The 20,178-nt window shown below is 58.6% G+C and carries 22 protein-coding genes; 14 read left to right on the forward strand and 8 right to left on the reverse strand.

Translation table 11 applies throughout. From position 1 onward, the window contains the following. Nucleotide 1: 1 nt before the first annotated feature. From SynPROS71_RS03730 to SynPROS71_RS03740, 3 genes are all read right to left on the reverse strand, one after another. Entirely contained in the window at nucleotides 2-1,009 is a 1,008-nt protein-coding gene (locus SynPROS71_RS03730; protein ID WP_186596729.1) for a hypothetical protein, read from the reverse strand. Nucleotides 1,010-1,096: 87 nt separating this feature from the next. Continuing rightward, on the reverse strand, nucleotides 1,097-1,708 hold the full coding sequence (locus tag SynPROS71_RS03735; protein WP_186596731.1) for a L,D-transpeptidase: 612 nt from the start codon (nucleotides 1,706-1,708) through the stop codon (nucleotides 1,097-1,099). Next, nucleotides 1,705-2,205 (reverse strand): CRR6 family NdhI maturation factor, encoded by a 501-nt coding sequence (locus SynPROS71_RS03740; RefSeq protein ID WP_186596733.1) that lies wholly within the window; start codon nucleotides 2,203-2,205, stop codon nucleotides 1,705-1,707. The genes SynPROS71_RS03735 and SynPROS71_RS03740 overlap by 4 nt, the downstream gene beginning before the upstream one ends. A gap of 78 nt (nucleotides 2,206-2,283) precedes the next feature. Between SynPROS71_RS03740 and psaM the strand changes: the two genes are divergently transcribed. The 3 genes from psaM (at nucleotide 2,284) to SynPROS71_RS03755 (ending at nucleotide 3,812) form a co-directional block, all read left to right on the forward strand. Continuing rightward, the gene (gene psaM / locus SynPROS71_RS03745; protein ID WP_071778033.1) at nucleotides 2,284-2,388 is read left to right on the forward strand and encodes a photosystem I reaction center subunit XII; all 105 of its coding nucleotides are present in this window, start codon (nucleotides 2,284-2,286) and stop codon (nucleotides 2,386-2,388) included. Between the two features lie 63 nt (nucleotides 2,389-2,451). Continuing rightward, nucleotides 2,452-2,793, forward strand: a complete 342-nt coding sequence (locus SynPROS71_RS03750; RefSeq protein ID WP_186596735.1) for a hypothetical protein — start codon at nucleotides 2,452-2,454, stop codon at nucleotides 2,791-2,793. 68 nt (nucleotides 2,794-2,861) lie between these two features. After that, nucleotides 2,862-3,812, forward strand: coding sequence for a protochlorophyllide reductase (locus SynPROS71_RS03755; RefSeq protein ID WP_186596737.1), 951 nt, complete (start codon nucleotides 2,862-2,864; stop codon nucleotides 3,810-3,812). Here the strand turns inward: SynPROS71_RS03755 and bchL are convergent, their stop codons facing one another. The 3 genes from bchL to SynPROS71_RS03770 all read right to left on the reverse strand — a co-directional run bounded on the left by bchL (nucleotide 3,813) and on the right by SynPROS71_RS03770 (nucleotide 7,720). Next, nucleotides 3,813-4,703: a ferredoxin:protochlorophyllide reductase (ATP-dependent) iron-sulfur ATP-binding protein gene (gene bchL / locus SynPROS71_RS03760; RefSeq protein ID WP_186596738.1), complete on the reverse strand. Its 891-nt coding sequence runs from the start codon at nucleotides 4,701-4,703 to the stop codon at nucleotides 3,813-3,815. It abuts the gene before it with no gap. Between the two features lie 151 nt (nucleotides 4,704-4,854). Next, complete coding sequence (locus SynPROS71_RS03765) at nucleotides 4,855-6,441, reverse strand: ferredoxin:protochlorophyllide reductase (ATP-dependent) subunit B (protein WP_186596740.1); 1,587 nt, start codon at nucleotides 6,439-6,441, stop codon at nucleotides 4,855-4,857. A gap of 4 nt (nucleotides 6,442-6,445) precedes the next feature. Then, a complete protein-coding gene (locus SynPROS71_RS03770; protein WP_186597852.1) occupies nucleotides 6,446-7,720 on the reverse strand; it encodes a ferredoxin:protochlorophyllide reductase (ATP-dependent) subunit N in 1,275 nt (424 codons plus the stop codon). 137 nt (nucleotides 7,721-7,857) lie between these two features. On the opposite strand from SynPROS71_RS03770, the gene SynPROS71_RS03775 reads away from it, so the two are divergent. Then, a complete protein-coding gene (locus tag SynPROS71_RS03775; protein WP_186596742.1) occupies nucleotides 7,858-8,376 on the forward strand; it encodes a hypothetical protein in 519 nt (172 codons plus the stop codon). Nucleotides 8,377-8,390: 14 nt separating this feature from the next. Here SynPROS71_RS03775 and SynPROS71_RS03780 read toward each other — a convergent pair whose 3' ends face one another. After that, nucleotides 8,391-8,798 carry a hypothetical protein gene (locus tag SynPROS71_RS03780; RefSeq protein ID WP_186596744.1) on the reverse strand — a complete coding sequence of 136 codons (408 nt, stop codon included), beginning with the start codon at nucleotides 8,796-8,798 and terminating at the stop codon, nucleotides 8,391-8,393. A gap of 95 nt (nucleotides 8,799-8,893) precedes the next feature. On the opposite strand from SynPROS71_RS03780, the gene SynPROS71_RS03785 reads away from it, so the two are divergent. After that, the gene (locus SynPROS71_RS03785; RefSeq protein WP_186584371.1) at nucleotides 8,894-9,679 is read left to right on the forward strand and encodes a BMC domain-containing protein; all 786 of its coding nucleotides are present in this window, start codon (nucleotides 8,894-8,896) and stop codon (nucleotides 9,677-9,679) included. A gap of 1 nt (nucleotide 9,680) precedes the next feature. Here SynPROS71_RS03785 and SynPROS71_RS03790 read toward each other — a convergent pair whose 3' ends face one another. Continuing rightward, entirely contained in the window at nucleotides 9,681-10,283 is a 603-nt protein-coding gene (locus tag SynPROS71_RS03790; RefSeq protein WP_186596746.1) for a non-canonical purine NTP pyrophosphatase, read from the reverse strand. Nucleotides 10,284-10,548: 265 nt separating this feature from the next. Between SynPROS71_RS03790 and SynPROS71_RS03795 the strand changes: the two genes are divergently transcribed. The 9 genes from SynPROS71_RS03795 to SynPROS71_RS03840 all read left to right on the forward strand — a co-directional run bounded on the left by SynPROS71_RS03795 (nucleotide 10,549) and on the right by SynPROS71_RS03840 (nucleotide 20,177). Continuing rightward, the gene (locus SynPROS71_RS03795) at nucleotides 10,549-10,860 is read left to right on the forward strand and encodes a BMC domain-containing protein (protein ID WP_006169870.1); all 312 of its coding nucleotides are present in this window, start codon (nucleotides 10,549-10,551) and stop codon (nucleotides 10,858-10,860) included. Nucleotides 10,861-10,932: 72 nt separating this feature from the next. Beyond that, nucleotides 10,933-12,348, forward strand: coding sequence for a form I ribulose bisphosphate carboxylase large subunit (locus tag SynPROS71_RS03800; protein WP_006043650.1), 1,416 nt, complete (start codon nucleotides 10,933-10,935; stop codon nucleotides 12,346-12,348). Nucleotides 12,349-12,407: 59 nt separating this feature from the next. Then, nucleotides 12,408-12,749, forward strand: a complete 342-nt coding sequence (locus SynPROS71_RS03805) for a ribulose bisphosphate carboxylase small subunit (RefSeq protein WP_006043651.1) — start codon at nucleotides 12,408-12,410, stop codon at nucleotides 12,747-12,749. A gap of 101 nt (nucleotides 12,750-12,850) precedes the next feature. Next, complete coding sequence (locus tag SynPROS71_RS03810; protein ID WP_186596748.1) at nucleotides 12,851-15,199, forward strand: CsoS2 family carboxysome shell protein; 2,349 nt, start codon at nucleotides 12,851-12,853, stop codon at nucleotides 15,197-15,199. A 7-nt stretch (nucleotides 15,200-15,206) separates the two neighbouring features. Beyond that, nucleotides 15,207-16,955, forward strand: a complete 1,749-nt coding sequence (locus SynPROS71_RS03815) for a carboxysome shell carbonic anhydrase (RefSeq protein ID WP_186596750.1) — start codon at nucleotides 15,207-15,209, stop codon at nucleotides 16,953-16,955. Nucleotides 16,956-16,957: 2 nt separating this feature from the next. Next, nucleotides 16,958-17,302, forward strand: a complete 345-nt coding sequence (locus SynPROS71_RS03820) for a carboxysome peptide A (RefSeq protein ID WP_186596752.1) — start codon at nucleotides 16,958-16,960, stop codon at nucleotides 17,300-17,302. Further along, on the forward strand, nucleotides 17,302-17,553 hold the full coding sequence (locus SynPROS71_RS03825) for a carboxysome peptide B (protein ID WP_186596754.1): 252 nt from the start codon (nucleotides 17,302-17,304) through the stop codon (nucleotides 17,551-17,553). Before SynPROS71_RS03820 ends, SynPROS71_RS03825 begins: the two co-directional genes overlap by 1 nt. 53 nt (nucleotides 17,554-17,606) lie before the next feature. Then, nucleotides 17,607-18,254: a BMC domain-containing protein gene (locus SynPROS71_RS13970; RefSeq protein ID WP_304623126.1), complete on the forward strand. Its 648-nt coding sequence runs from the start codon at nucleotides 17,607-17,609 to the stop codon at nucleotides 18,252-18,254. Nucleotides 18,255-18,332: 78 nt separating this feature from the next. After that, nucleotides 18,333-20,177 (forward strand): NAD(P)H-quinone oxidoreductase subunit F, encoded by a 1,845-nt coding sequence (locus SynPROS71_RS03840; protein WP_186596758.1) that lies wholly within the window; start codon nucleotides 18,333-18,335, stop codon nucleotides 20,175-20,177. The last annotated feature ends 1 nt before the right edge of the window (nucleotide 20,178 follow it).

Genomic DNA, 20,178 nt, shown 5'->3' on the forward strand with positions numbered 1-20,178 from the left:
CTCAGCCCGCAGTCCATGCGATCAGTGGCTGCAGGCCAAGGGCGATGACCAGGCTGACAATCACGCCGATGAATGCTTTCCAGAGATCACTGCCGATGATCTTTCCGAGATTGCCTCCGGACCGATTGGTGAAGACGTATTCGAATTCCTGCTCTTTGATGCGCAGGGCGATCTCCCGACCACCCAGTAAACCCAGGAACACCCACGTTGTGCTCAACGGGAAGGTGCTGAGAAACGCTTTATACAGCAGGCAAAGTCCGAACATGAAGTCGATCACCGTGGCCGAACGCAGATCGGCGGTGTTGGTTTTGCTGCGCAGCACACCCTGAATCGGACCACCTCCGATGGCGACGAGCACACAAAGTCCGATGCAGAGGATGGCGGTGCAGACCAACATCGGAAATAACTCGAGCTTGCGGGGAAGGAAGACGAAGATGTTGGCGAGATCCTGCACCATCCACATGCTCCAGAGGAAGCCGGTGGAGAACCACTGCAGGCCGTACCACACCTTGTTGAAATCCTTGCCTTCCTGAGTACGCCGGAACACCCAACGCTCCAGCAGCCACATGCCAAGACCCCAGGCAGCCAAACCGAGACAGAACGCTAGGAAGTAACCAGACAGAGAACTTTCGAGAAGTTTGGGGATGTTCTTGGGAACAAATGCGGAAAGCACCAGGAAAGATGTGCTGACAGGTGCGCCCCAGGCGGTAAGGCCCAGCACCGCAAGTGGCGGAATGATGTAAACCCAAGTGAAGGTTTCAGGAATCGGAAATTTTTCCAGCCTTCCCCAGGCCGGTTCGCCGCCGTTGATGGACCAGCCGAGCATCAACACGAAGATCGTGACGGAGCAGATGAAGATCATCTGCACCACTTTTGGGGTGCGTTTTTTGTTCGAAGAAATGTATGTGCCAAGCGTCTGCAGCGAGTCGTTGGCCACTACTGAATAGGCTGCCAACAGGAAGCCGATGATCATCCAGATATTGGTGTCCATTGATCCAAGGAATTCCATCCGGTTTTAGAGACCGTCCTGCAGTGTTGGTGTGATGCTTACAACACATGGAATGTTTCCACGCTGCTTGCTGTCTTCTTTGGAGGGTTAATTCAACACAGTGAGTGTCTGGATCTGGACCGTTTTGGCCCAGTTCGCAAGGGCCTCTAAGGAGGCGCGATCCGGGAGACAGACGCAGCCACTGCCGGGGTTGCAACCATGAATACCCAATCCGGAGCGGGTCGTGTCGAAGCGCGGCGTCAGGGTGAACCAGATGTCGTCTCCCCAGGCTTCAGGCAGCCCCAGGGTGTACAGGCCTGGGGGCAGGGGAGCTCCGTTGCCTGGAGACCAGCGGCGATCGAGGGATTGGCTGGTGGTGAATCCGCTCACGGCCTCCCAGCGGGCCAGGAGTCGTTCGTCTTGATGAAGCTCCAGTGTCCAGAGGCGTTCTCCATCAAGACGTTTGCGCTCTGTGCGCTGAGCCGACAGGGACAGGGGCGCTGCGCTCAGACTGGCGAGGAGCTCTGGGTTTGGACCAAGTTGCCCCGGTGGCAGAGGTGTCTGCGGTTGGGTGTCTAAGGGACTATCCAGGCTGGTGGCTGCCGCCGATGCGGGGGATGTGAGGGCTTGCTCCGGTAGCGACTGCCTGAAGCAGCCCTGGAGAAGAACTGCTGCCAGCACGAGCCAGCACCAGGGAGTGTTGGTTGTTCTCAGGGTCATCGCGTCTGGTCCAGAAGTTCCCAGAAGCCCGCGTCGAGCTCGAAGCCGAGGCTTGCAGCCATTAGCGAGAGATTGCCGCGTTGATGTCCGGGAACCCCTGCGTCTGCCCCCAGCTGATCCAGAACCATCAACCGGTGCGTGATCCAGAGCTCGAGGGCTTGAGGATCGAAGCGGATTCCTTCGCTCGGGCGGAAATCATGGGGAACGAGCATGGCCACATGCTGAATGAGGCATCCCTTCGAGCGATTCAACAGAAGGGGAAGCCAGGGATAGCGAGCGTCAGCTCTTAACGCCCAAAGTCTGGGTTCAGCGCATTCACTCAGTTCCCGAGGATCCTCCGCTGCTCGAGGCCACTCATAGTTCAGTTCAAGAACAGCTCCGTCGTTCAACAGCTTGGTTAGAGGCTGCTCCATCCAAGGAATGAGGGCCTTCAGATCCAGTCGCTGGATCGCTTCTGCGGTAATGGTCAGCGAAGACTGGTGGCATCCGGCTTCCATAAAGGTGTGACAGGCCTTTGCGAATGATGGCGTTTGGAGGGGGCTAGGCGGAAGAATGCAATGGTTTCGAGGTCCGACATGGTCAGCTCCATCACCCAGACCGAAATCTTCATCGCTCTCGTGGTCGCTGCCCACGCAGGGGTGCTTGCGGTGCGTCTGTGCGTCAGCCTCTACCGCGCTTGATCGGCATCAGGGTCTGAGCGGTCGTCCCCTTGGCAAGGAGTGTTCCCTGCGTTACAAGCGGGCATGCAAAACGCCGTCACCAAGCCAGCTGACGCAGCATCTCTTGCTGCGCTTCTCCAGCATCAAAACGATCGCAGGGAGTTGTTGTGCAGCACGCTTGCGCTGACAGTGAAGCTCGGTCTCACCTTTCTTGGTGTCGTGAGTTTGGTTCGTCTGTCGATGGCCTATCAGGAACGACTCGATCGCCATGGTGAGATGGCCGCTGTTGTCGAGGTCGAAACATCCAAACTTCAGACTCTGCAACAGCGTTTCGACACGTTGTTCACCCTTGGTGGTGATGAGCGTCTGATGGATGAGCAAGATCAATGGATTGCTCCGAACCGTCTGAGAGTGATTTGGCGCTGAGTTTCGTGATCCTGCGGTGAGCGCTGCAGCACTGAGGGGCAGACTGGCTTCCTTTCAAGGGTTTTGAGATGTCCATGCCCGGCACCGTTCTGATTACTGGCACCACATCGGGTGTGGGCCTGAATGCCACACGTGCATTAGTGAGTCGAGGCTGGACGGTGATCACAGCCAACCGCAGCCCACAGCGGGCTGCGGCGGCTGCAGACGAACTGGACCTTCCCAAAGAGCGGCTGCAACACGTGTTGATGGATCTTGGCGATCTCGAGAGTGTGCGCCAAGCGGTTGATGCTCTGCCCGAGACGTTGGACGCTGTGGTTTGTAATGCAGCGGTTTACAAACCCAAGTTGAAGCAACCGGAGCGTTCGCCTCAGGGCTATGAAATTTCAATGGCCACCAACCACTTCGGCCATTTCCTGCTGGTGCAGCTGCTGCTGGGTCGCCTGCAGAACTCCAGCCATCCCTCCAAGCGGGTGGTGATTCTGGGAACCGTCACTGCGAACTCCAAAGAACTGGGTGGAAAGATTCCAATCCCGGCCCCTGCTGATCTTGGTGACCTGTCTGGCTTCGAGGCCGGCTTCAAAGACCCCATTGCGATGGCCAGTGGCAAGCCCTTCAAGCCTGGCAAGGCCTACAAAGACAGCAAGCTTTGCAACATGATCACCACCCAGGAGTTGCATCGCCGCTTGCACGCGGACACAGGAATCACCTTCACTTCGCTCTATCCAGGTTGCGTCGCAGACACACCGCTGTTCCGCAACACCCCCAAGGCCTTTCAGACGATCTTTCCCTGGTTCCAGAAGAACATCACTGGCGGTTACGTCTCTCAAGCACTAGCGGGTGAACGGGTTGCAGACGTTGTCGCCAATCCCGATTTCGCCGAATCGGGCGTGCACTGGAGCTGGGGCAACCGGCAAAAGAAGGATGGTCAGCAATTCAGCCAGGAGCTGTCTGACAAGGCCACCGACCCAGACACCGCCCGACGGGTCTGGGAACTATCGATGCAGCTGGTGGGACTCTGATCAGTCGAAGCCGAGGAGGTCGAAGATCTCCCGGTCTTTCAGCGATGTGGCTTCGAGGGGCTCGACCTTGTCGAGCATGTTCTGCGCCAGGCGCAGATATTCCTCACGGACGGCTTGAACCGCCTCGTCGTCATCATCCATTTCGAAGATCGTGCACTTCTTGAGCCGTGATCGACGGATCGCATCCACATCCTTGAAATGGGCCATGGTGCGCAGGCCCGTGCGCGCATTAAATTTGTCGATCTGATCGGTGTCAGCCGAGCGGTTGGCCACGACCCCCCCGAGCCGCACCTTGTAGTTCTTGGCTTTGGCTTGAATCGCCTGAACGATCCGGTTCATCGCGAAGATCGAATCGAAATCGTTGGCCGTCACGATCAGGCAGTAGTTGGCGTGCTGCAGGGGCGCAGCAAAGCCACCGCAGACCACGTCGCCCAACACGTCAAAGATCACCACGTCGGTGTCTTCCAGCAGGTGATGTTCCTTCAGCAACTTCACGGTCTGGCCGGTGACATAACCACCACAACCGGTCCCTGCCGGTGGGCCGCCGCTTTCGACGCACTGCACACCGTTGAAGCCGGTGAAGACGAAGTCTTCTGGACGCAGCTCTTCGCTGTGGAAGTCGACTTCCTCAAGGATGTCGATCACCGTCGGCACCATCTTGTGGGTGAGGGTGAAGGTGCTGTCGTGCTTGGGGTCACAGCCGATCTGCAGCACCCGCTTGCCCAATTTGGAGAATGCAGCGGAGAGGTTGGAGGAGGTGGTGGATTTGCCGATGCCCCCCTTGCCGTAAACGGCAATGACCAGGGTTTCCTCTTCGATGTTTACTGAGGGGTCCTGATGGACCTGAACACTGCCGTCGCCGTCAACAGGACGCTTCAGGGTCGTGGTCATGCAGCGACCTTCGCACAATGGATCATTGTCATTCAACAGCAGTGGATGTGTTCTGTCTGTGATTCACCGGGAAATGAAAGATCTGCTTTCAGAAGCTTTAGCTTGGCTGTTGATTATTGGTTGATTGGCTTAAATAATTGAGTGAAAATGCTCATGCCTTGTAGTGGGCTTTGGCGTCATAGAGCGTTTCGCTGTTGATTTCCTTACAGCCCACCTCTCGGGCATACGACTCGGCATTGCGTCGAACTTTTCCACGCACGAAGAATGGGATCTTCTTCAGTTCTGCTTCGCCATCGACGGTCCAGACCAGCTGGCCTGATGGGGCCTCCTGCAGGGAGCCAGATTCATGCAGTCCCTCGTTGCCGTTGCCGGCACCCGCTCCCCCCGTATGACCCAGATGACTCTGGTGTCCATCCACAAACTCGAAGTCATGGCGGAACATGCCGATCAGGTGCTCCTCAAGGCCCATCATCAATGGGTGGACCCAGGAGTCGAAGATCACATTCGCGCCTTCCCAGCCCATCTGAGGGCTATGGCGGGCCGGAACATCCTGAACATGCATCGGCGTACTGATCACAGCGCAGGGAACCCCCAGTCGTTTGGCGCTGTGCCGCTCCATCTGCGTTCCCAGGACCAGTTCGGGAGCTGCCTCGGCCATGGCTGCTTCGACCGCTAGGTAGTCATCACAGATGAGGGCCTCAAGCCCCAGTTGTTTGGCTGCGGCGCGAACGGGTCTGGCCATTTCCCTGCTGTAAGACCCCAGCCCCACCACGGTGAATCCCAGCTCTTCGCTGCAGATCCTTGCTGCTGCAATGGCGTGGGTGCCATCCCCGAAGATGAACACCCGCTTGCCCGTGAGGTAGGTGGAATCCACGGATTCGGAATACCAGGGCATGCGGGATCGCTGGTATCCCTCTGCGGCTTCTGGAGGGGACATCCCCAGCAGATCATGCACTTCCACAAGAAAATCGTGGGTAGCCCCCATTCCAATTGGCACCGTCTTGCTGAACGGGATGCCGAAGTTGCGTTCCAGCCAGCTGCAGCTGGATTCAGCCACTTCTGGATAAAGGCATACGTTCAAGTCCGCCTGGGGCAGCCGAAGGATGTCTTCCACACCCGCACCAAGCGGTGCGACAACGCCAACGTCGATGCCATGAAGTGACAGCAATCGCTGCACTTCAAGGACATCGTCTCGACAACGGAACCCCAACAGGGACGGTCCGAGCAGATTCACTCTTGGCCGACGACCTTCGTGCTTCCAAGCCTTCACATCGTGGTCCGGCTGTTGCGGCACGGTCTGTTTCAGCAGTCCACGCATCAGTTGGTAGAAGGTCTCTGCTGCTCCCCAGTTCTCCTTCTTGCTGTAGGCGGGTAGCTCCAGGGTGACGACGGGCATGGTTAGTCCCATACCCTGCGCCAGTGCACCGGGCTGATCCTGGATCAATTCGGCCGTGCAGCTCTCTCCCACAAGCAGAGCATCGGGTTGAAAGCGATCCGCTGCTTCTTGCACATGCCGCTTGACCAGTTCTGCGGTGTCGCCTCCCAGATCTCTGGCCTGAAAGGTGGTGTAAGTCACCGGTGGTCGCTGCCCGCGGCGTTCGATCATCGTGAACAGAAGATCGGCATAGGTGTCGCCCTGGGGTGCATGAAGCACGTAGTGAACCCCATGCATTGAGGCGGCGATGCGCATGGCTCCCACATGGGGGGGGCCTTCGTAAGTCCAGAGCGTTAGTTCCATCGATTCAGGCGTGAACGGGGTGGTTGGAGGGTTTCGGATGCAGAGCCGGGTGGATCAGTTGGCGTCTGTGCAGTGGACGTGAGAACAATTCGGCAAGATCGCCTGCCTGGTCGATGCCGTGGATCGGACTAAACACCAGTTCGATTGACCATTTGGTTGTGATCCCCTCCGCTTCCAGGGGATTGGCAAGTCCCATCCCACACACCACTAGATCTGGGTGGCCAGCGCGGACCCGATCCAACTGCCGTTCCACGTGCTGCCCCTCCACCACTGTTGTGCCATCCGGCAGCAAGGCCAGTTCCTCGCCCATCTGCTCGCGGTTGAGATAAGGAACCCCCACTTCCACCAGCTCCATGCCGCACTCTCGGTGCAAAAAGCGGGCCAGGGGGAGTTCAAGTTGGGATTCCGGCAGCAAAAAGATGCGCTTGCCTTCCAGCACTTCCCGGTGGGGAGCGATGGCGATCCGGGCCCGTGCTTCAAGAGGATCGAGCACGTCGCGGACTTTGGCTGCCGGACATTGGAAGTTGTCTGCGGCAGCTTCCATCCAGCGCCGGCTGCCCTCGGTGCCGAGGGGGAACGGTGCCTTGAGCACCGTGGCGCCTCGGTCACGTAGCAACCGTGCGGTTTCGGTCAGGAAGGGCTGCGTTAGCAGCACCGTGGTCCCGGGCCCCACCGCTGGCAGTTCGGAAGACTGGCGCGGCGGCAGACTGCGCACGGTCTCGATGCCGAGTTTCGAGAAGAGGTGGATCAGGCGATCCTCCACGGCATCAGCCAATGTGCCCACCAGGAGAAGCTGACGGGCGTCGCTGGCCGGAAGCAGAGGCACGAGTGCAGCCAGTGCTCCGTCTTCCCCCTGGGTGAAGGTGGTTTCGATACCGCTTCCGGAATAATTCACAACCCGGACTCGCCCCTGGAGCTCCTCATTGAGACGTTCGGCGGCTCGGGCGAGATCCAGCTTGATGACCTCGCTCGGGCAGGATCCCACCAAGAAAAGGGTGCGGATTTCAGGGCGCCGCACCAAGAGTTCTCGGGCAACCCGGTCGAGCTCATCGTGGGCATCAGCCAGACCCGCAAGATCACGCTCGCTGAGAATGGCGGTGCCGAATCGAGGCTCGGCAAAGATCATGACGCCGGCGGCGCTCTGAATCAGGTGGGCGCAGGTGCGGGATCCCACCACGAGAAAGAAAGCATCGGGCATGCGGCGGTGCAGCCACACGATCGACGTCAGGCCGCAGAACACCTCCCGAGGCCCTGACTCCTTGAGAAGATTGGCGCTCATTTCGCCTTCGTCCACAGATCCTGTTCTCACCATGGCGCTGGAATCCCAAAAGGGGCCAACTGCCTGAAACTCTTTGGGATCGTGACGGTCCGAATCTGGAAATCTGACTACATTTCGACCGTCGATCGGACGATTCCATGTCCTCACTGCGTGCCCTCCCTGCTGCCCTGGCCCTCGGCTTGGCACTTGCTGCTTGCCAGTCCGCTGAGAAGAAAGCGGTAACGGATGAAGTGAAAGTGGCGAAAGGCGTAGAGGCGGTTTGTGCCGCTCAAGCGGATGTCGATGCCGCCGTGTTCGCGGTCAACGCGCTCACACCGGAATCCACAGTGGCTGATGCCGAGAAAGCAGGAGAAAAGCTCAACAATGCACTCTCCTCACTGAACAAAGCTGAAGATCAGTTAACGAAGGCGGAAGTGAAGGAATACCGCGATCAAGTGGAGATTTTCCGTCAAGCGGTCGATGAAGTCAGCAAGAACAAAAATCTCACCCTTGCCGAAGCCGCTGAACAGCTGAAAGGCAAGGCTGCACCTGTGGTGGCCGCTCGCGAGCAGCTGGCTGCGACCACCGTTTGCGTTGCCGTGGAAGACGACGCAATGAAGGACGATTCCATGAAGGATGACTCCATGAAAGACGGTGGCGATCAGGATCCCTCCTAAGCGCTGCCAGTTGTTCAGAGGCGCCGGCGGAAGCGCTCATCTGCAAAGCTTCCGCCCGATCTCCCCTCAGAATCATCGATCTTGGTGAGACGCCAGACATTGCGGCTTACACGCTTGGCGGAGAGCCCGCCGCGCTCAACCTGCTCTGTTCCAGGCCTTGCGCCAAGAAGAAAACCCACTTCGGCAGTGCTCAGCGGTGCACCCGTCTCGAGAGCCAGTGCTGTGAGCTCCAGCCGTTGCCTTAGCTGATGCAGATTCTGGGATTTGTCTTCGTTTTGGGATGGCAACCAAGGCAGTTCGACATGTCCCTCTCCAGCCAAGCGCTGCATCAGGCCGTAGCTCACCAGTCCCAGTGCCTGTTCAGCATTCAGTTCAGTGGCTGAATTTCCTTCGTTTAGGCGGGGCTCCTGTGTCGAGGTCATCGGTCCTGATGCATGTGAGCTGAAGGTATCGGCTGGCTTCAGTGACGCAAGCGCACGGCCCTTGCGCACCATCGGCTTCCGGTAAGATCCGCGCCATGAATCGTTTCGCCGGCTTCGATGCCAGGGAGCGGCGCGTTGGCGGCAGCGCCCTCGTCACCGGTACGGAGGTTCAGTCCTCCGCCAGCGGAGCCAGCTGTGTCGTTACCACTGACTCGGAATCGTCGCGCTTCACCCGGCGAAACAGCCATGTGCAGTCGATCGAACTGCGCACGCACGTGTTCATCGACTCTCTTCAGCCCCAGCTTGCGGCCTACATGGGGTCTGTCAGTCAGGGGTTTCTTCCGATTCCAGGGGATGCCTGTCTCTGGATGGAAGTGTCTCCTGGAATGGCCGTGCACCGTGTCACTGATATCGCCTTGAAGGCCAGCAATGTGCGGCTCGGCCAGATGGTGGTGGAGCGGGCATTCGGCTCCATGGCTCTCTACCACCGTGATCAGAGCACAGTGCTCCACTCGGGAGATGTGGTTCTCGAAGCGATCGGCAGTTCGATCGACCAGCGCAGCCCGGCCGAGGTGAGTTGGACTGAGGTGATCCGCGCGATCACACCTGACCATGCGGTGCTGATCAATCGACAGAACCGGCGGGGTTCGATGATCGAGGCGGGAATGAGCATGTTCATCCTCGAGACAGAACCGGCTGGTTATGTGCTGATTGCTGCAAACGAAGCCGAGAAGGCCTCCAACATCACATTGGTGGATGTGAAAGCGGTTGGTGCCTTCGGACGTCTCACCCTTGCCGGAAAAGAAGGTGATGTTGAAGAGGCCGCCGCCGCCGCCATGCGCGCCATCGATTTGGTGAATCGGCGTTCAACCCTGCGCTGATTCAGTCCAGTTGAAGGCGTCGTCGCAGTCCTGGGGCCAAACTGCGTGCTGCTTTCCCGCGACTGCCCAGCCTCGAGAGCTGGGACGCGTTGAGTTGGCCATAACTGCAGCCTGCCTCACGCACCCAGAACAGGGATTCAATCCCTCCACCCGGATAGGCAGGAGCATGAAGCAGTTCACCCCAGCAGAACCCTTCGGACTCCTCGTCACAGTTCCCCTCAGGCGAGCAGAGCACCATGGCGCTGCGAAAGCATGCGCTGCGGTAGGGAATGTCGGCCATGGCAGCTTGAAGGCGTTCCAACTTGTCGTGGTCTGATGCGGCGAATCGTGCAGTGAAGAGCCCTGGAGCACCATCAAGAGCGTCAACTTCCAGGCCTGAGTCATCAGCAAGGGCCCAGCACCCTGTTCGTTGGGCTGCAGCCACGGCTTTCAGTCGAGCGTTCTCGAGGTAGGTGCTGCCTGTTTCCTCCACATCGAGATCTGAAGGCTGGCGACAGACGTCCACATCGATCGGACCGAGCATGGCTTCAATCTCAGCAACCTTGTGTGGATTGCCGCTGGCGATGATCAGCCTGCGCAAGGCACCTCCCCGGAAGGGCTCCATTGTGTGGGATCAACGGCGCTGCCAACCAGCGGCGAGGGCATGTCTTTTTGTAAACAAAGGCTTTGGCCGGCGTTGGCAACCCAATGTGTTCGGGTGCTCACCGCAGGGCAAGCAGTTGATCACATCAGTCGTGGACAGGCTCATCAGCTGAGCTTATGAAGTTCAGTATGGACAGTGATCTCGAGAGTTCTCTGGATCGCTTGACGGCCAGGCCTTCGCCAGAGCAATGTCAGCGGCGAACATCCTCCCCCTTTCCCGGTAGGCAATGGCTAACGAAACCATGGGCATCGCTCTCGGCATGATCGAGACCCGCGGCCTCGTCCCCGCGATCGAAGCTGCTGACGCCATGACCAAGGCTGCCGAAGTGCGCCTTATTGGTCGTGAGTTCGTCGGTGGCGGTTATGTCACCGTTCTGGTGCGCGGCGAGACCGGTGCAGTGAACGCTGCAGTGCGCGCTGGCGCTGATGCCTGCGAGCGCGTCGGCGACGGCCTCGTTGCCGCTCACATCATTGCCCGCCCCCACCGCGAAGTGGAGCCTGCACTCGGCAATGGCAACTTCCTTGGTCAGAAGGACTGAGATCAGCTGAGCCTCTGAAATGAGAGGTTCGACTGTTCATCACCCCCTTTACCGACTTAACGGAGTTTTCTCATGAGCAAGAAGTACGACGCCGGGGTCAAGGAGTACAGAGACACTTACTGGACTCCTGATTACGTTCCCCTCGATACCGACCTGCTGGCCTGCTTCAAGTGCACTGGTCAGGACGGTGTGCCCAAGGAAGAAGTTGCCGCTGCTGTGGCTGCTGAATCCTCCACCGGCACCTGGTCCACTGTGTGGTCCGAGCTCCTTACCGACCTCGACTTCTACAAGGGCCGTTGCTACCGCATCGAAGACGTCCCTGGTGACAAGGAGTCGTTCTATGCCTTCATCGCTTACCCCCTCGATCTGTTCGAAGAGGGTTCGATCACCAACGTTCTGACCTCCCTGGTTGGCAACGTGTTCGGCTTCAAGGCCCTGCGCCATCTGCGTCTGGAAGACATCCGCTTCCCGATGGCGTTCATCAAGAGCTGCTATGGCCCGCCGAATGGCATCCAGGTCGAGCGTGACCGGATGAACAAGTACGGCCGTCCCCTGCTGGGTTGCACCATCAAGCCGAAGCTCGGCCTGAGCGGCAAGAACTACGGCCGTGTTGTCTATGAGTGCCTGCGTGGTGGTCTGGACTTCACCAAGGACGACGAGAACATCAACTCCCAGCCTTTCCAGCGTTGGCAGAACCGCTTCGAGTTCGTTGCGGAAGCCATCAAGCTGTCTGAGCAGGAGACCGGCGAGCGCAAGGGTCACTACCTCAACGTGACCGCCAACACTCCCGAAGAGATGTACGAGCGCGCTGAGTTCGCCAAAGAACTCGGCATGCCGATCATCATGCACGACTTCATTACCGGTGGCTTCACCGCTAACACCGGTCTGTCGAAGTGGTGCCGCAAGAACGGCATGCTCCTGCACATCCACCGCGCCATGCACGCGGTGATCGACCGTCACCCCAAGCACGGCATCCACTTCCGCGTTCTCGCCAAGTGTCTGCGACTGTCCGGTGGTGACCAGCTCCACACCGGCACCGTGGTCGGAAAGCTGGAAGGTGATCGTCAGACCACCCTCGGCTACATCGACCAGCTGCGCGAATCCTTCGTGCCTGAAGACCGCAGCCGCGGCAACTTCTTTGATCAGGACTGGGGTTCCATGCCTGGCGTGTTCGCCGTCGCTTCCGGCGGTATCCACGTGTGGCACATGCCTGCCCTGGTCACCATCTTCGGCGACGACTCCGTCCTGCAGTTCGGTGGTGGTACCCACGGTCACCCCTGGGGTTCCGCTGCAGGTGCTGCGGCCAACCGCGTGGCCCTCGAGGCCTGCGTCAAGGCTCGCAACGCCGGCCGTCATCTCGAGAAAGAGAGCCGCGACATCCTCATGGAAGCCGGCAAGCACAGCCCTGAGCTGGCCATCGCCCTCGAGACCTGGAAGGAGATCAAGTTCGAGTTCGACACCGTCGACAAGCTCGACGTTCAGAACTGATCGTCTCTTTGGCCGGTTGATGCAACCGGCCCAACATTTTTCTAACTACCAGGATCCCCATGCCTTTCCAGAGCACAGTGGGTGACTATCAAACAGTCGCCACCCTGGAGACCTTCGGCTTTCTTCCGCCGATGACCCAGGACGAGATCTACGACCAGATCGCGTACATCATTGCCCAGGGTTGGAGCCCGCTCGTCGAGCACGTCCATCCCAGCAATTCCATGGCCACGTATTGGTCCTATTGGAAGCTTCCCTTCTTTGGAGAGAAGGACCTCAACGTTGTTGTGAGTGAGCTCGAGGCCTGCCATCGCGCCTACCCCGACCACCACGTGCGCATCGTCGGTTACGACGCTTACACCCAGAGCCAGGGTGCCTGCTTCGTGGTTTTCGAAGGACGCTGATCCTTCGGACCCTTGGTTCCGAGCCCTGACCCGTTCAGGGCTCCAGCTTTTTCCGGAGGGGCAGGTGCCCCTTCACTTCACGACGACACCCTCGGGCGGACATGGCAAGACTTTCCAGTCGCGAACTCGCACTCGAGCGCCGCAAGGCGCTGACCACCTCCGGTAAGAAGTCCTCTGTGGCTGCAGGAGATGGTGCCAATCGCGTGCGCACCGCCGCCGACGCACGTCCAACCCGCACGGATGCTGCCGCCGCTGTTGAGCCCACTGCTCCAGCCGTTGCTGCTCCGGTGAAACCCGCGGTGTCGTTCACACCAGCTTCCCCATCCCGCAGTTCTCAGGTGAAGCCCCAACGTCATCCCAGCCGTGATCTGGTGCTGGCTCGCCGCGATGCACTGTCCCGCCGCGGCAAGATTGCTGATACCAGCCGCGATCGGAACCGCGCCGACGTTGCCCGTCAATCCCAGGTTTCGGCGCCAGCTGTTGAACAGACAAAGACCTGTGGCTGTGGTGGTCAGCGTGCTGCTGAACAAGCGCCGCTGAGTGCCCCTCCCACAACTTTGAAGCCTCGCTCTGACCGCCGCAGTGCGACGCCCAAGCGTCGCGCCCTCGAGAATCCGAGCCGTGCCCTTGTGTTGGCTCGTCGCGATGCTATGTCGAAGCATGGCAAGACTGCCGGTAAGCAACCCACTAGCGCCGCCGCTGTGGCGCGACAGGCGAACCCAGATCTCACGAGCCGTGAGCTGGCTCAGCAAGTGCGTGAGCTCCGGGCGAAAGCCGGTGCCCGCAACAAGCAGAGCGCAGGTGTGACCCGTCCCTCCGGCCCTAATCGCCACGGCGCCAAGCAGGCTGCAGCAGCAGATGCCCATTGGAAGGTGGGTGAAAGCACGACCACTTCCGGCCAAACGGTCACGGGCACGCAAGCCAATCGTTCGGTGAAGACCACCGGCAACGAGGCCAGCACCTGCCGCTCCATCACCGGCACTGAATATCTAGGCGCTGAGGTGTTTCAGACGTTCTGCCAGCAGGCACCTGAGCCCACAACCCCCGCCAAAGTGCGCGTGTCCGCTACGAGCCATGGCAACCGGGTCACCGGCAACGAGGTTGGTCGCTCCGACAAGGTCACGGGTGATGAGCCCGGTACTTGCAAAAACGTAACGGGTACTGAATACATCTCTGCCAACCAGTCCGCTGCCTATTGCGGTGGTGGCCAGGTCTCCCCACGCAAGGTTGGTCACAGCCTGACTCAGCAGGGTCGCCCCGTCAGTGGCGTGATGGTTGGCCGTTCGTCAAGCGTCACCGGAGATGAAGCCGGTGCTGGCCGCAGTCTCACTGGTGATCAATACCTTGGTTCTGATCCCCTGCCCGAAGGTCGTCCTGCCCCCAAAGTCGGACTCTCGGGAACCCTCTCCGGCACGGGTGTCACCGGCACCATGGTGGGCCGGTCCTCCCAGGTGACAGGCGATGAGTTCGGCTCATGTCATCGCGTCACCGGCGATCAATACATCAGTGCGGAACAGGTGAATTCCTTCTGCGGGGCCAAGCCCGAGCCCGAAGCTGCCAAAGTCGGCTTCAGCGTCACCAATCGCAACCAGGTGGTGAGCGGAACTCGCACTGGTCGCTCGGAGCGTGTCACCGGCGACGAGCCCGGCAGTTGTCAGGCCGTGACCGGTACGCCGTATGCAGGACTCGAGCAGGCCGGTCAGCACTGCGGTACTTCTGCTGTGCAGGCCATCCGCGAGCGCACCCCCGTGCGTCCTGGCACTCCTTCCGCTGCCATGACTGGAATCCAACCCGGCGTCGGCGGTGTGATGACCGGAGATCAGCGCGGTGCTTGCGAAGCGATCACTGGTACTCCTTATATGGGGGCAGATCAGCTCGCTCAGGCCTGCGGCAAGGATGCGCCAGCTGGTACCGACACCCATGGCCAAACCCCTGAAGGTGCGGCCTGGACACGGTTCAGTGTGATGTCTCCAGCGCGTGCCGCTCAGCAGCAGCGTGATGCCCAGGGTTCTGTCACTGGTACTTCCTATGAAGAGGGCAACCGCATCACCGGCCCTTTTGATATGGCCGGTGGCAAGGTCACCGGCACAGAGCAGTTCCGTTTCGATAACCGCGAATTCCAGCGTCGTCATTTTCAGGCCACACCCCCTGTGGCTGATGCACCGGTCACCATGGATGAAGATCAACATCCTGTTTCCCGTGTGACCGGCGAAGGTTCGGCCAGAAAAGTCACCGGTGACGACTGGGATCGTGGTGAGCACGTCACCGGTACAGAGGGTGCTTCGGCCCGTCGGCGCAATCCAAGTCGTACTGGACCGATGAGTGCCATGTCTCCCTTCGAGCGCAAGCGAAATGATGCAATCGAATGGCCTGTTAGCCGCGTGACCGGTTCCAGCGGCAACACCGAGAAGGGTTCATTGATCACCGTCTCCGGCGGCGCGCGGGGCTGATGGCCTGATGGTTCGCTCCATGCCTTTTCGTGGCGGGCGACCTCAGGCGCCCACGGCTCCTACCCGGCGTCAGCTGTCCGCCCAGAACGGTCAACCGTCGACGTCCACCGGGGCTTCAATTCCATTAACCCGATCTGCCACACGATCTTCGGCGCTTCAACGCCGCCAAGCGTTGACAACTGCAGGCAAAGCGGCGGTTGTGAATTCTGGATCCGTTACCGCCGGACGTGTTCGTACCCAGCAAGATCGTCCTCGTCGGTCGAACCAACAGCCTGGATGGGTTAAGAAGTCTTCTCAGCCATCGAAGTCGACTGTCAATCTCAGCCGCTCCTCTCTCCCTTGGGCTGTTGATCTCCATCCCCTCACGGATCAACAACAAAACACTCATCTCCAGGCTTACGAAAGCGAGGTGAAAGGCCGGTTTGATCGAATCGTTCCTGTCCTTAAGCAAGTGTCGGTCTTGCAGCATGAGCCCGATTTCATTGCGCAGGCGCAACGTCTGGCTCGGGCGGAACTGGGATTCGACTTGCCGGATCACATCCTCGAACAGTCCTGGGTTCGTCCCTTGGACATGCGAGCACTGTTTGCGTGGTGCGTTTTTCAATCCCATCAAAAGTTCAGTGATCACTTCTTCCAGGAGGATCCGCTTCAAGGTGCAAACGGGGGTGCAGGTTCAGAGGCCTTTGAGGCTTTTCTTCTGGAGTGCGGATTCCATTTGCTGGATGTCACGCCTTGTGCTGACGGTCGATTGGCTCACACCATTGCCTACGCGTTGCGTATCCCTTTCAGTGCTGTTCGCCGTCGTTCCCATGCTGGCGCGATGTTTGATGTTGAAAACACGGTCAATCGCTGGGTGAAGACCGAACATCGACGGTTTCGTGAGCAGATTCCCAATGAAGCTCACGCCGCTACCCGTTATCTGAAAGTGGTGGCCTACCACTTCAGTTCAGTTGATCCTCTGCATCAAGGATGTGCAGCCCATGGAAGCGACGATTGTCTGGCGGCATCCTCCGGACTGCGTCGCTTGCTTGATTTCAAGGAGGCCGTTGAAAACAGCTTTTGTTGCGGTGCGTCTGTTGATCTGCTTTTGATCGGTCTTGATACTGATACGGATGCCATTCGTGTTCATGTTCCCGATCAGAAGGGAGATATCCGTCTTGATCAATGGCTGTGTGGCAAAGCTCTGTACGACAGCACGGTGTCTCTGACACCACAGCAGGCGCACGAAGCGGTTGAAGCTGCTGTGAGTACTCATGTTGCATCGCCTCCCGACTCTGGGATGGTGCGCTTTATTTCTCGTTTGCTGATGAATAACTTCTCCCAGCAGGACTATGTCCTTTCCCAGCATCGAGGACCTTACCCCGATGCTGGGCATGCCGAACGATTTATTGGTGTTGGTATTGGATTTAAGGAAGTACACCTCCGCAATCTCACGTATTTCGCCCATCTCGACACGGTTGAGCAGGGAGCTCCAGATCTGGATGTGGGAGTGAAAATCTTCAAGGGCCTGAATGTATCCCGCGATCTTCCGATCCCCGTTGTGGTGCGTTTCGACTACTCAGGAAAAGTTCCCGGTGCCCGTGACCGCGCGATTGCTGATTGCCATCGCATCCAGTTGGCGATCAACGATCGTTATGCCCCTTTGGTGAGTGAGGGGCTTCTTCATACGCTGCTCACCATTCGCGACCGCGACCAGCCCCATTCCGCTGTTGTCGTTGGTTCAACCCTTGATCCAGTTCAACAGGAGGCTCACTGATCATGTTGATCGTCAAGGTCATCAAGCCGCTCGTTTCCACCAACCGGATTCCTGATTTCGAGCACAAACATCTTCAGGTTGTGCAAGACGGCAGCACGAAGAAGGTTGCGGTGGATGCTGTGGGCGCCAAACCAGGCGACTGGGTGATCTGCGTCAGCAGTTCGGCCGCTCGCGAAGCGGCAGGGAGCAAGTCTTATCCCAGTGATCTCACGATTGTGGGAATCATTGACCACTGGGAACCTGACCCTCCCAAGCCTCCGGCACCACCGTCTGCGCCGGCACCACCGTCTGCAGCTGCACCAACATCAACTCCACCAGCGAATCCTTCGGGAGGCGCGAGCTCCTAATGGAGATCATGCAGGTCATGGGAACCCTGGTATGCACCTTCCGCGTGGCCGGATTGGATCACATGCACTTGCGCGTCTTGCGCAATTCCAAGGGCAAACAATTGGTGGCAGTGGATCCTGTGGGTGCCCGTGAGGGCAACTGGGTGTTCACTGCCAGTGGCTCCGCTGCCCGACATGCCTGCCCGGACAACAAGGTCCTCACTGATCTCACGATCGGCGGCATCATCGATTTCTGGAATCCGGACGGATAGGGAGTTTTCCCCTCTCTCCTCCGTTTCCGTTCCGCTTCCAAACTGTTAACTCCATGGCCACCTCTTCTTCTTCCCCTCGTCGCCGCACCACCCGCAGCAGTGCTGCAGCGAACAAGACTGTTGATGTGAAGCCTGTGGCGACTCCCGCTTCCACCTCTCCAGTTCCCGCTTCCACCTCTCCAGTTCCCGCTTCTAGCTCTCCAGCCCCGGCGGCCAGCTCCTCCCCAGCGGCATCGACTGGTTCGACAGCTGCCAGCTCAACCTCCACGCGTTCCAGCGCCAGTCGATCCACGTCGGGGACGACCCGTCGCTCCACGACCCGTCGAAGTGCAGCCACAGGTTCCGGAGGGAGAGGGAGCGTGGCAAAGCCCGCCCCGACATCCCCTGCACCTGCTGCTCAGCCCATTCAGGGGATCGCTCTGGGCATGATTGAGACCCGGGGCATGGTGCCTGCGATCGAGGCTGCTGATGCCATGACCAAGGCAGCAGAGGTTTGTCTGATTAGTCGTGAGTACGTCGGTGGCGGTTACGTGACCGTGATGGTGCGCGGAGAGACTGGCGCTGTGAATGCTGCGGTGCGTGCCGGGGCTGACGCCTGCGAGAGGGTTGGAGACGGCCTCGTTGCGGCTCACATCATCGCCAGGCCGCACCAGGAAGTGGAACCGGCCCTTATCGCGACCAATGTGCGACGACGTAGTTGATCGCGGATGCCAACTCTCGACTTTTCAGAGTAGATTCCCCGGCCAACACGCCATACGAAGACCCGGGTCTCGTTTCCTTTGACTTCAGCACTGACGCTGCCACTTCAGACCGCCTGGCTCATTCCCATCTACGGATTGGCCGGGATGATTGTGTCTCTTCCCTGGGCTTTTGGCTGGTTTCGTCGGGATGCCCATAAGCCCCCCGCCTATCTCAACATTCTTCTGACCCTGCTGGCGGTGGTGCACGGCAGCCTGGTGCTCAGAGACGTGATGCTCACCGGACCAGCGCTGATCCGAGTGCCCTGGCTCTCTGTGGCCGATCTCAACCTCGAAATCAGTTTCAGCCTCTCGCTCACAAATGTCTCCGCCCTTGAGCTGATCACTGGGTTGAGCCTTTTGTCCCAGATTTACTCCCTTGGGTACATGGACAAGGAATGGGCGCTTGCTCGGTTCTTTGCCCTATTGGGATTTTTTGAAGGGGCTATGTCAGGTGTTGTTCTGAGTGACTCACTGTTCCAGAGTTACTTCCTTCTGGAGATGCTGACCTTGTCGACCTATCTCTTGGTCGGCTTTTGGTATGCCCAGCCACTCGTTGTGACTGCAGCCCGAGATGCATTTTTGACCAAGCGGGTTGGCGATGTCTTGCTGCTGATGAGTGTTGTGGCAGTCACGGCATGGTCGGGTGTCACGAGCTTTGAAGATCTGTACAGCTGGTCTGCTCAGAAAACACTCCTCCCCCTTGCTGCAACACTTCTCGGGCTTGGATTAATTGCTGGTCCCACAGGAAAGTGTGCCCAATTTCCCATGCACCTCTGGTTGGATGAAGCGATGGAAGGACCCAATCCAGCCTCGATTCTCCGCAATTCCGTGGTGGTCACTTGCGGTGCCATCGTGTTGTTGAAAGTGATGCCTCTCCTTCAAAACGCTCCGGTCACCTTGGTCGTTCTTCAAGTGATTGGTTCGATCAGTGCGATCGGCGGTTCATTGGTGTCGATCGCCCAGGTGGATATCAAGAGGACGCTTTCCTATTCAACAACGGCATATTTGGGTTTGGTCTTCATTGCGATCTCCCTTCAGGTTCCTGTGTTGGCCTTGCTTCTTCTTTATGCTCACGCGGTGTCGAAAGCGCTCCTCTCGATGAGCGTTGGAGGAGTCATTGCTTCAACCAATTGCCAAGACATTACCGAGCTAGGTGGCTTGGCCAGTCGCATGCCGGCGACAACAGGCTCTTTCCTGATTGGTGGTGCTGGACTTGTCGGCCTGTTGCCCTTGGGTGGCTTCCTTTGCCTCGCTCAGGCAGTTGAACTGATTGGTGCTCGTGAGGCGATTTTTGTTCCTGTTTTCTTGGTGACCAACGTTCTAACGGCTCTGAATCTCACCCGTGTCTTCAGGCAGGTGTTCCTTGGTGAGTCCCTCGCGAAGACCAGGCGAGCTGCTGAGGTGAACTGGTTGATGGCACTGCCGATGGTGGCCCTCTCGGTGATCGTGCTCCTGACACCCCTTCTGCTGATTCGGCTTGAATCTCTTGATGGCTTGCTGGCTTTCCCTCTTTGGGCAGCAGCGCTTGTCGTCATCAGTGGAATGATCGGTCTCTTGATCGGTGCTTTGATTCCGCTGAATAAGGCCTGGTCTCGATCTCTCAATCCTCTGTTGCGTTGGTGTCAGGATCTGTTTGAGAACGACTTCTACACCGAACGTTTTTACAGGGTTACGATTGTGAATGTTGTGGCGAGTTTTGCGCGATTAGCGGGTTGGTTTGATCGCAATGTCGTCGATGGGGTGCTTCATGGTCTGGCTCGACTTTCTCTTCAGTCTGCGGAAGGTCTCAAGCTCAGTATTAGTGGACAGACTCAGTCTTATGTGCTCACGGTCATTGCTGCGATTGTGATCCTTCTTTCCTCACTGAGTTGGGTTTTGAACTGAG

The sequence above is a fragment of the Synechococcus sp. PROS-7-1 genome (assembly GCF_014279795.1).
In the GTDB taxonomy this organism is placed as follows: domain Bacteria; phylum Cyanobacteriota; class Cyanobacteriia; order PCC-6307; family Cyanobiaceae; genus Synechococcus_C.

What these genes read in the sequence shown, in the direction of transcription:
- bchL (WP_186596738.1), bottom strand. Translation starts at nt 4,703, where the DNA reads ATGACCACGACCCTGAAGCGTCCTGTTGACGGCGACGGCAGTGTTCAG.
- SynPROS71_RS03805 (WP_006043651.1), top strand. Translation starts at nt 12,408, where the DNA reads ATGCCTTTCCAGAGCACAGTGGGTGACTATCAAACAGTCGCCACCCTG.
- SynPROS71_RS03815 (WP_186596750.1), top strand. Translation starts at nt 15,207, where the DNA reads ATGGTTCGCTCCATGCCTTTTCGTGGCGGGCGACCTCAGGCGCCCACG.
- SynPROS71_RS03810 (WP_186596748.1), top strand. Translation starts at nt 12,851, where the DNA reads ATGGCAAGACTTTCCAGTCGCGAACTCGCACTCGAGCGCCGCAAGGCG.
- SynPROS71_RS03790 (WP_186596746.1), bottom strand. Translation starts at nt 10,283, where the DNA reads ATGGAGCCCTTCCGGGGAGGTGCCTTGCGCAGGCTGATCATCGCCAGC.
- SynPROS71_RS13970 (WP_304623126.1), top strand. Translation starts at nt 17,607, where the DNA reads ATGGCCACCTCTTCTTCTTCCCCTCGTCGCCGCACCACCCGCAGCAGT.
- SynPROS71_RS03780 (WP_186596744.1), bottom strand. Translation starts at nt 8,798, where the DNA reads ATGACCTCGACACAGGAGCCCCGCCTAAACGAAGGAAATTCAGCCACT.
- SynPROS71_RS03820 (WP_186596752.1), top strand. Translation starts at nt 16,958, where the DNA reads ATGTTGATCGTCAAGGTCATCAAGCCGCTCGTTTCCACCAACCGGATT.
- SynPROS71_RS03775 (WP_186596742.1), top strand. Translation starts at nt 7,858, where the DNA reads ATGTCCTCACTGCGTGCCCTCCCTGCTGCCCTGGCCCTCGGCTTGGCA.
- SynPROS71_RS03730 (WP_186596729.1), bottom strand. Translation starts at nt 1,009, where the DNA reads ATGGAATTCCTTGGATCAATGGACACCAATATCTGGATGATCATCGGC.
- SynPROS71_RS03770 (WP_186597852.1), bottom strand. Translation starts at nt 7,720, where the DNA reads ATGAGCGCCAATCTTCTCAAGGAGTCAGGGCCTCGGGAGGTGTTCTGC.
- SynPROS71_RS03735 (WP_186596731.1), bottom strand. Translation starts at nt 1,708, where the DNA reads ATGACCCTGAGAACAACCAACACTCCCTGGTGCTGGCTCGTGCTGGCA.
- SynPROS71_RS03800 (WP_006043650.1), top strand. Translation starts at nt 10,933, where the DNA reads ATGAGCAAGAAGTACGACGCCGGGGTCAAGGAGTACAGAGACACTTAC.
- SynPROS71_RS03750 (WP_186596735.1), top strand. Translation starts at nt 2,452, where the DNA reads ATGCAAAACGCCGTCACCAAGCCAGCTGACGCAGCATCTCTTGCTGCG.
- psaM (WP_071778033.1), top strand. Translation starts at nt 2,284, where the DNA reads ATGGTCAGCTCCATCACCCAGACCGAAATCTTCATCGCTCTCGTGGTC.
- SynPROS71_RS03795 (WP_006169870.1), top strand. Translation starts at nt 10,549, where the DNA reads ATGGCTAACGAAACCATGGGCATCGCTCTCGGCATGATCGAGACCCGC.
- SynPROS71_RS03755 (WP_186596737.1), top strand. Translation starts at nt 2,862, where the DNA reads ATGTCCATGCCCGGCACCGTTCTGATTACTGGCACCACATCGGGTGTG.
- SynPROS71_RS03765 (WP_186596740.1), bottom strand. Translation starts at nt 6,441, where the DNA reads ATGGAACTAACGCTCTGGACTTACGAAGGCCCCCCCCATGTGGGAGCC.
- SynPROS71_RS03785 (WP_186584371.1), top strand. Translation starts at nt 8,894, where the DNA reads ATGAATCGTTTCGCCGGCTTCGATGCCAGGGAGCGGCGCGTTGGCGGC.
- SynPROS71_RS03740 (WP_186596733.1), bottom strand. Translation starts at nt 2,205, where the DNA reads ATGGAAGCCGGATGCCACCAGTCTTCGCTGACCATTACCGCAGAAGCG.
- SynPROS71_RS03825 (WP_186596754.1), top strand. Translation starts at nt 17,302, where the DNA reads ATGGAGATCATGCAGGTCATGGGAACCCTGGTATGCACCTTCCGCGTG.